Genomic DNA, 8,471 nt, shown 5'->3' with positions numbered 1-8,471 from the left:
GGCACTTCCTGGGCAGGTGTGAGAACCTGAAGGCTTGTGGCCCGTCTGTGCCGGTTTCGCCAGATCTCGGAGCGCGCCGATCGGCCGTTAGAACGCATCGATCCTGGCGCGGACGCCGTCGAGCCCCTTCACCAACGCATCCAGGTCGTCGGCGAGGGTGGCGTGGATCGTCTCGGCCGCGTCGGGAAATTCCTCGAGCACCCGGCGCATCAGCGTGGGCGTGATTCGGACGACCTCCGCCGGTGTCACGGCATGGGCATCGGTGGGGCGCTCGCCGCGCAGGAACAGCGCCATCTGTCCGATCAGGGCGGAACGGCCGACCCGGACGGGCTCGGCCCCGGCCACGCGGGGCGCCAGTTCGATCGTTCCGGACATGACGACGAACCCGCCATCGCTGCGCTCGTCGCGGGCGAACAGGACGTCGCCCGCCGTCAGGCTGCGGCGCTCGGCGGCGAAGGAGAGGAGTCTCAGGGCATCGCGCGCCATGTGGCTGAACAGGGGCGCGGCCGCCAGGATCGCGATGTCGTCGTCGAGCCCCAATGCCGTGCGCTCCCTCAAGACGGAGGTGACCCCTCCGGCGGATCAAGCCTTAGCCGAAGGCGGGCGAGGGGGAAATCCGGCGCTGCACCGGCGCAGGGACGGAGCGTCGATCAAACAGATGTCATGAAACCGGTCGATAGACGCGTCTCTCAAGCAAGACGAAGACGGAAATTCCGGTGTCCAATCACTTCTGCCTGGATCCGAACGATCCCTATGCGCAATCCGAAGTCCTGGTTTTCTTCGAAGGCCAATATCCGGATATCCGCCTGCTGTCGGTCATCGACCGCAACGACGACGAAATCCTGTCGGATCTCGTCCACGAGCAGCAGCGCGACCTCATCCGGGAGATCGCGGCCTTCTACACGTCCGGCGGTGATGCGCCGAACGCGGCTGCCTGATCCTCAGGGCAGCAGCTTGTAGCCGCCGCCTTCCGTCACGAGGATGGCGGTAACGGCCGGGTTCGGCTCGATCTTCTGGCGCAGGCGGTAGATGTGGGTCTCCAGCGTATGCGTGGTAACCTGCGCGTTGTAGCCCCAGACCTCGGCCAGGAGCGTATCACGTCCCACCACCTCGCGGCCGGCACGGTAAAGGAAGCGCAGGATCGCGGTCTCCTTTTCGGTGAGCTTCAACTTCGAGCCACGCTCGCAGACGAGGAGCTTCGCGCCGGGGCGGAACGTGTAGGGGCCAATCTGGAAGACCGCGTCCTCGCTCGCCTCATGGCTGCGCAGATGCGCGCGGATCCGCGCGAGGAGCACGGCGAACTTGAAGGGCTTGGCGACATAATCGTTGGCGCCCGCCTCCAGGCCCTCCACCATGTCGTCCTCCGAATCCTGCGCGCTCAGCATGATGACCGGTCCGCGGTAGCCGTTGCGGCGCATGGCCCGCACCGCCTCCCGCCCATCCATGTCCGGCAGGCCTACATCCATGATCGCGAGGTCGATCCGGTCCTCGGCCACACGGGCGAGGGCGGATTTCGCGTCTTCCGCGCTGACGATGACGAACTCCTCGTACAGATCGAGTTGCTCGATCAAGGTTTCGCGCAATGACTCGTCGTCGTCGCAGATGAGCAGGCGATGGGTGGTCGACATCGGCCGGGATACTTTCACACGCAGCTGGGAAGACCGGACGGGCCGGTCCCGAAAACCTGAGAGATGGCCGAATCGTCGGCCGCGAGCGTAAAACAGCAGAGTGATGGATGTTTTATGTCAGAACCTTGAACGACTTCGCGGCGGGGCCAGACTTCGCACATCCTCGACGGCTCGACGCCTCGAAAAGTTTCTCGCCGGCGCGACCATCGAGCGCCGTGACGAGGAACGCGCTGGTCCGAACCGGTCCGTTCGGACGATAAGTCGGGCATGATCCCGCTGACCCTCTCTCTCATCCGCGTCCGCCGGCTGGTGGGTGACCCGACCCGCGGGCAGATTCTCATGGCGGGCTCCATCATTCCCTGTGCGCTCGGCCGCTCCGGCATCGGGCAGGTCAAGCGGGAAGGGGACGGCCTGTCCCCGCGCGGTCGTTTTCGCCTCCGGGCCGGGGCCTATCGGCCGGACCATTTCGGCGCGCGCCCCCGCACCGCCCTGGCTCTGCGCCCGACGCGGCCGAACGACGGCTGGTGCGACGACCCGCGCGACCGGCGCTACAACCGCCCGATCACCCTGCCCGCCCCCGGCGTGAGCGCGGAACGGATGTGGCGGGAGGACGGTCTCTACGACCTCGTCGTCGATCTCGACTACAACCGGCAGCCGATCCGGCCGGGACGCGGCTCGGCGATCTTTCTGCATGTGGCACGGCCGGGATACCTGCCGACGGAGGGCTGCGTGGCGGTGAAGCGAGCCGATCTCGTTCGCCTGCTGCGGCGCGTCGGGCCGCGTACGCGGCTGCAGATCCTCTGACGGCCGCATCCTGCTACCCACGCGTCGGCAGGGCGGCGGGCGAGACGTCCCGCCGGTCTCCTGGACGGGACAGGGTCATGACCAGGATGGCGGCGAGGATGCACAGGGCGCCGGCGGCGAAGAAGGCCGGCAGGTAGCTCGACAAGGCCGTGCGCGACAGGCCGGCGCCGTAGGCGATGGTGGCGGCCCCGAGCTGGTGGCCCGCGAACACCCAGCCGAAGACGAGGTTCGCCTTCTCGCGCCCGAACCGGGATGCGGTGAGCCGCACGGTGGGCGGCACCGTGGCGATCCAGTCGAGCCCATAGAAGGCGGCGAAGACCGACAGGCCGATGAAGGAAAAGTCGGAGAAGGGCAGGAACATCAGCGAGAGGCCACGCAGGCCGTAATACCAGAACAGGAGCCAGCGGTTGTCGTATCGGTCGGAGAGCCAGCCGGACGCCACCGTGCCGATGAAATCGAACACCCCCATCGCCGCGAGCACGCTCGCCCCCTGGACCGGGCCGATGCCGTAATCGGCGCAGAGGGGGATGAAATGGGTCTGGATCAGCCCGTTGGTGCTGGCTCCGCAGATGAAGAACGTGGCGAAGAGGACCCAGAACACGCCCGTGCGCGACGCCTCCACCAGGACCCCGAGGGCGGAGCCGTTCACGGCCGGCGGCGCGACGGCGCCGGTAACGGCGGTCTCGCCATAGGGGGCGAGGCCCATCTCCTCCGGCCGGTCGCGCATCAGCGCCGTGACGGCGAGCCCCGCCGCGAGCAGGAGTCCACAGATCACCAGGAGTGCTGCACGCCAGCCGAGATGCTCGGTGAGGGCAGCGAGGAGCGGGAGAACGATGAGTTGGCCGGTGGCCGAACTGGCGGTGAGGAGACCGACGACGAGGCCGCGCGACCGCGAGAACCAGCGGGTCGCGATGGTGGCGCCGAGCACCAGGGCGGTAAGCCCCGTGCCGATGCCGACGACGACGCCCCAGAGTATGACCAGCTGCCAGACCTCGCTCATGAAGAGGGAGGTGAGCAACCCCCCGACGATGAGGAAAAGCGCCAGGAGCACGATGCGGCGCGGGCCGTAGCGGTTCATCAGCTGGGCCGCGAAAGGCCCCATCAATCCGAACAGCACGAAGCGCACGGCCAGGGCCGATGAGATCGTCGCCGTGTCCCAGCCGAACTCCTTCTGAAGCGGCAGGATCAGGACGCCGGGCGCACCCACGGCGCCGGCCGTGACCAACATGGTGAGGAAGGTGACGGCGGCGACGACCCAGCCGTAATGAACGTTCCGGCGGGCGAGGGGGCCTGCGACGGCGTTCGACAACGATCCGACGGGAGCAGTGATGGACATACGGCCTCTTCGGGTTCCGCATGGTGGTTCGGCGTGACGACCCGGCGAACAAGCCCGGCACCACGACGCGGTCGGCCTTGCTTAGGCGCATATGCACTCGTTAGACAAGCATCTCGTCCCCGAACCCAGTGATTCCGTATATCGAGGATTTCTCACGATGGATTTGGCGTCACCGTGCCACTGCATCGCCCTACGCCAGGCATCGCGGCGGCTGACGCAGCATTACGACCAGCATCTCGCGCCCACCGGCCTGCGGACTAGCCAGTACGGAATGTTGCGCAGCCTAGGTCGTGTCGGGCCGATCTCCATCAACACCTTCGCGGAGATCATGGTGATGGACCGGACCACGATGGGGCGCGCTCTTCGTCCCCTCACGCGGGACGGGCTCGTCGCCGTCGGTCCCGGGCCGGATGGTCGCACGCGCTCCCTCACCCTCACCGCTGCGGGGCGGAGGCGGATGGAGGACGCGCTTCCCCTTTGGGAGCAGGCGCAGCAGACGTTCGAGGAACGCTACGGAGCGGTGCCGGCAAGCGACCTGCGCCAGGCGGCGCTCAGCCTGGCGAGGACGGAGCTGTCACCAGCCGCGTGAGAGGGGCGGCGGGCGAGTGATCCGGGGGCGGGACCGCGCATGGCGCAGCCTCCGGTTGTCCCGGTCGCCTTCAGAAATGCCGCGCCAGCACCTCGCGGACGCGCTCGACCATCTCGTCTTCCTTCACCGAGAACTGGGCCGGGCGTGCCGCCTTCCATTCGGCGTTGCTGGCGATGGCTCCCGCCGCCTTGGCGCCCTCGATCAGATCCTTGACCTGGACTTCGCCGGCTTCGCGCTCGTTGGAGCCCTGGATGATGGCGCAAGGGCTGCCGCGCCGGTCGGCGTATTTCATCTGCGCCTTCATGCCCGAGCCGCCGAGATAGAGTTCGGCGCGGATGCCGGCCTCGCGCAGGCGCGCCACGAGACGCTGGTAATCGGCGATGTTGTCGCGGTCGAGAACCAGCACCACCACCGGACCGGGCTTCGCGGTGCCCTCGAGGAGAGGGCTCCCGGTCAGTTGCAGCGCCGAGAACAGGCGCGACACGCCGATGGAGAAGCCCGTCGCCGGCACCGGCTCGGCGCGGAAGCGGCCGACGAGGCCGTCATAGCGGCCGCCGCCCGCCACCGACCCGAAGCGCACGGTCTGGCCCTCCTCGTTGGTGACGGGGAAGGTCAGCTCGGCCTCGTAGACAGGGCCGGTATAGTATTCGAGGCCGCGCACCACCGAAGGGTCGGCCCGGATGCGGTCGTGGCCATAGCCCGCCGCCGCACAGAGCCGCATGATCGCGTGCAGTTCGGCGATGCCCTCACGGCCGGTCTCGGACGAGCCGACGACATCGGTCCACGAGCCGAAGAATTGCTCCCAGAACGCCATGCGGTCGCCCTCTGCGTCGGGAGCGGCCTGGAACGAGACGTAGGCGAGGATGCGCTCGATGGCGTCGGGTGCGAGGCCCGCACCTTTAGCGAAATCACCGCTCTCGTCCTTTCGCCCTTCGCCGAGAAGTTGGCGTACCCCGTCGACGCCGAGGCGGTCGAGCTTGTCGATGGCCCGCAGAACCGTGAGGCGCTGGCCGGCCTTGTCCTCGCCCGAGAGGCCGATGGCCTCCATGACGCCGTCGAGCACCTTCCGGTTGTTGACCTTGATGACGTACTGGCCGGACAGGCCGAGCTTTTCCAGCGTATCGGCCATCAGCATGCAGATCTCGGCATCCGCCGCGACGGAGCCCGCGCCGACGATGTCGGCATCGCATTGCATGAACTGGCGGAAACGGCCCGGTCCCGGCTTCTCGTTGCGGAAGACATAGCCGGCGCGGAAGCTGCGGTAGGGCTTGGGGATTGCGTCGAAATGTTCGGCCACGTGCCGGGCCAGAGGCGCGGTGAGGTCGTAGCGAAGGGACAGCCAGGATTCGTCGTCGTCTTGGAACGAGAACACGCCCTCGTTCGGCCGGTCGAGATCGGGCAGGAACTTGCCGAGGGACTCGGTGTATTCGACGAAGGGCGTCTCCAGCGCCTCGAACCCGTAGAGCTCGAAGCTCTGGCGGATCGTCTCCAGCATCCGGTGCTGGGCGGCGATCTCATCGGCGCGACGGTCGACGAAGCCGCGCGGCAGGCGCGCCTTCAACGTGTCGGCCTTCGTGGGATCGGCCTTCTTGGATTCGGCCTTGGCCATGGTGTCTTCGCTTTGCGTTCGGGCTGTCGATGTCAGGCGGGCTCTATCGCGGGTGCTCCCGAGCGGCAAGCGTGCCGGGTAAAGGGAGGGACACCGGGTGCCGTCGTTAGAGCTTGAGGCCGAGCAGCGCGCATAAGCTGAGAATGGCAATGGGGATCTGCAGCGGGCGAAGTCGAGCGAAGAAGAGCGGCGCCTCGCCGGTACGGGCGGCGATGGGATCGAGGATCGCCACGGCGGTGAAACCGGCGATGAGAAGGACGAGGGCCGCCACTGTCTGGCCGAGGGATGCGGACAGGAGCGCGAGAAAACCGAGGCCGAACAGGCCGAACATGGTGGCGATCTGGATGAAGGTCGGACCACCCTCGGTGCGGAAGCTGACACCACGCCGTACGCCCGACAGAAACAGCAGGATCGCACAGCCCCACAGAATGGTGAGGTAGAGGACCGCCTCGCCGAGATCGTCCCGCCGCCACCAGGCGAAAGCCGCACCGAGGGCGAACGGCACCATCGGCCCATAGCCGAGAACGATGCTGAGCCAGGGCACGCGACGGGGCTCACTCACGTTGAGCGTGCGGTTGTCATCTCGCTTCATGCCGGGAGAGCTCCTCCATTCACCCAGCCGGGCAACCGTCGCGCCGTGGCCCAGTTCCGGAGCGCGACGTGCTTGAGATCGGCGCCGGCAGGCCAAGCGCGGCTGTTTTCACGTGCAACAGGTGGACTTGCCGCTTGCTCGTATCCCGAGACGAGAACGCCCCGGCACGCTGAAGGCGGCCGGGGCGTTCTCGGGATCGAAGGCGGAAATGCCTTGGCAGATCCGTTCGTGGATCAGGAGGCGAGGGGACCGGTCGGGGTGTTGCCCTGCTGGTTCTGGGCCTCGAAGGCCTTCTGGCGGTAGAGACCCACGAAATCGATCGGATCGATATAGAGAGGCGGGAAACCGCCGTTGCGCACGGCCTCGGCGATGATCTGGCGCGCGAACGGAAAGAGAAGGCGCGGGCACTCGATCATCACGGCCGGATGCAGCTGGTCCTGGGGGATGTTTCGCATGCGGAAGATGCCGGCATAGTTCAGCTCGAAGGCGAACAGCACCTCGTTGTTGATCTTTGCATCGCCTTCCAGGGTCAGTTCGACCTCAAAATCGGCCTCGGCCAACTGCTTGGCATTGACGTTGACCTGGATGTTGATCTGCGGGCCGCTTTCCTGCGGCTGGAGCGAGCGCGGCGCGTTGGGGTTCTCGAAGGAGAGATCCTTGGCGTATTGGGCCAACGCGTTGATGGCGGGCGACTGGTCCTCGGCGGGAGCCGCGCCGTTGCCGTTCGGTGCCGGGGTATCGGCCATGGCGATCTCGTCCTCTTTCGCGGGGTCTACTGGGCCACCTCGGCGATCCACTGCGCGGCGTATCGTCTGATCGTCGCAGGGCCGGGGCCGAGAGCACAGCGCGCTAACACGATGGGCCACCCCGGACAAGACGAGGGACGGGAGGAGGCGATCCGCAGGCGCGTCGATCCGGTCGAGGAACCGGAGCCGTCTCCGAAGTCGGCGGTCTGCTCTTGACCCTGAGGCCTCCGGCATGGCTCCTCCCTGCCTGGATACGGCGCGCGGGCAGCCCCATATGCAGGGTGACCTCGTGGGTCGCGCCTTCCTCTCGCGGGCGGGATCCTTTGAATTCTCCGGCTCGATCCTTGCGCAACGCTCCAATAAAGGGCGTAGCGGCGGGATTCTTGGGAGCCCCCTCGAACAAGCATGTCGTGCGACGGCCACGATCGGATCGGTGATGCAGGATTCTTTCGATTTGACGACCCTGATCTTCCTGGGACTCGCGGTGTTCGTCATTTGGCGGCTCCGGTCTGTGCTGGGGCAGAAGACCGGAGCGGAGCGCTCGCCGTTCAAACCGGTGGACCGGAACCACAATCCGTCGCAGCCGACCCGGTCGGAAGGCGATAACGTGGTGCGTCTGCCAGGGGCGGACCGGGTTCAGCCGCAGCCTGATTCGGCACCGGCCGCCGCTGCCGTCGCCCGCGACTGGCGCGGCATCGCCGAGCCGGGCTCGGCTGTCGCCCATGGTCTCGAAGCGATCGTTCAGGCAGAACCGAACTTCGATCCCCGCGCCTTCGTCGAAGGTGCCAAGGGTGCGTATGAGGCCATCGTGATCGCCTTCGCCAAGGGCGACCGCAAGACCCTGCGCAGCCTTCTCTCGCGCGAAGTCTGCGAGGGGTTCGAGCGGGAGATCACAGCCCGCGAGTCGCGCCGTGAGACAGTGGAGACCACTTTCGTCTCTCTCGACAAGGCGGAGATCGTTGCCGTGGATGTCCGCAACAAGGTGGCACAGGTGACCGTACACTTCCTCTCGCATCTCATCACCGCGACCCGCAGCGCCGATGGTCAGGTGATCGACGGCAATGCCGAGGCCGTGGCCGAGGTGCCGGATGTCTGGACCTTCGCCCGCACGCTGGGCAGCCGCGATCCGAACTGGCAGCTCGTGGCCACGGAAGCCGGCGCCTGAGG

Annotated in this window: 10 protein-coding genes; 4 read left to right on the top strand and 6 right to left on the bottom strand. The window is 67.1% G+C overall.

Annotation, left to right across the window (positions count from 1 at the left end; genetic code table 11):
• Positions 1 to 87 precede the first annotated feature (87 nt).
• Positions 88 to 540, bottom strand: coding sequence for a Crp/Fnr family transcriptional regulator (locus tag IPV08_RS19450; protein ID WP_207413087.1), 453 nt, complete (start codon positions 538 to 540; stop codon positions 88 to 90).
• Positions 541 to 716: 176 nt separating this feature from the next.
• On the opposite strand from IPV08_RS19450, the gene IPV08_RS19445 reads away from it, so the two are divergent.
• Positions 717 to 938 carry a hypothetical protein gene (locus tag IPV08_RS19445; protein WP_207413078.1) on the top strand — a complete coding sequence of 74 codons (222 nt, stop codon included), beginning with the start codon at positions 717 to 719 and terminating at the stop codon, positions 936 to 938.
• A gap of 3 nt (positions 939 to 941) precedes the next feature.
• Here IPV08_RS19445 and IPV08_RS19440 read toward each other — a convergent pair whose 3' ends face one another.
• Complete coding sequence (locus IPV08_RS19440) at positions 942 to 1,628, bottom strand: response regulator transcription factor (protein WP_056423065.1); 687 nt, start codon at positions 1,626 to 1,628, stop codon at positions 942 to 944.
• 267 nt (positions 1,629 to 1,895) lie between these two features.
• Between IPV08_RS19440 and IPV08_RS19435 the strand changes: the two genes are divergently transcribed.
• Positions 1,896 to 2,432 (top strand): L,D-transpeptidase family protein, encoded by a 537-nt coding sequence (locus IPV08_RS19435; protein ID WP_207413077.1) that lies wholly within the window; start codon positions 1,896 to 1,898, stop codon positions 2,430 to 2,432.
• 13 nt (positions 2,433 to 2,445) lie between these two features.
• Here IPV08_RS19435 and IPV08_RS19430 read toward each other — a convergent pair whose 3' ends face one another.
• A complete protein-coding gene (locus IPV08_RS19430; protein ID WP_207413076.1) occupies positions 2,446 to 3,768 on the bottom strand; it encodes an MFS transporter in 1,323 nt (440 codons plus the stop codon).
• Positions 3,769 to 3,925: 157 nt separating this feature from the next.
• Between IPV08_RS19430 and IPV08_RS19425 the strand changes: the two genes are divergently transcribed.
• On the top strand, positions 3,926 to 4,357 hold the full coding sequence (locus IPV08_RS19425) for a MarR family winged helix-turn-helix transcriptional regulator (protein WP_207413075.1): 432 nt from the start codon (positions 3,926 to 3,928) through the stop codon (positions 4,355 to 4,357).
• Between the two features lie 70 nt (positions 4,358 to 4,427).
• Here IPV08_RS19425 and hisS read toward each other — a convergent pair whose 3' ends face one another.
• The 3 genes from hisS to secB all read right to left on the bottom strand — a co-directional run bounded on the left by hisS (position 4,428) and on the right by secB (position 7,304).
• Entirely contained in the window at positions 4,428 to 5,966 is a 1,539-nt protein-coding gene (gene hisS, locus IPV08_RS19420; RefSeq protein WP_207413074.1) for a histidine--tRNA ligase, read from the bottom strand.
• A gap of 106 nt (positions 5,967 to 6,072) precedes the next feature.
• Entirely contained in the window at positions 6,073 to 6,558 is a 486-nt protein-coding gene (locus tag IPV08_RS19415) for a DUF3429 domain-containing protein (protein ID WP_207413073.1), read from the bottom strand.
• 233 nt (positions 6,559 to 6,791) lie between these two features.
• On the bottom strand, positions 6,792 to 7,304 hold the full coding sequence (gene secB, locus IPV08_RS19410) for a protein-export chaperone SecB (protein WP_056423082.1): 513 nt from the start codon (positions 7,302 to 7,304) through the stop codon (positions 6,792 to 6,794).
• Positions 7,305 to 7,740: 436 nt separating this feature from the next.
• Between secB and IPV08_RS19405 the strand changes: the two genes are divergently transcribed.
• Complete coding sequence (locus IPV08_RS19405; protein WP_207413072.1) at positions 7,741 to 8,469, top strand: Tim44/TimA family putative adaptor protein; 729 nt, start codon at positions 7,741 to 7,743, stop codon at positions 8,467 to 8,469.
• Positions 8,470 to 8,471: the final 2 nt, after the last annotated feature.

This window comes from Methylobacterium sp. SD274 (assembly GCF_017355285.1).
Taxonomy (GTDB): domain Bacteria; phylum Pseudomonadota; class Alphaproteobacteria; order Rhizobiales; family Beijerinckiaceae; genus Methylobacterium.
Note: the sequence above shows the minus strand (reverse complement) of the source record. Positions and strands in the feature narration are given on the sequence as shown.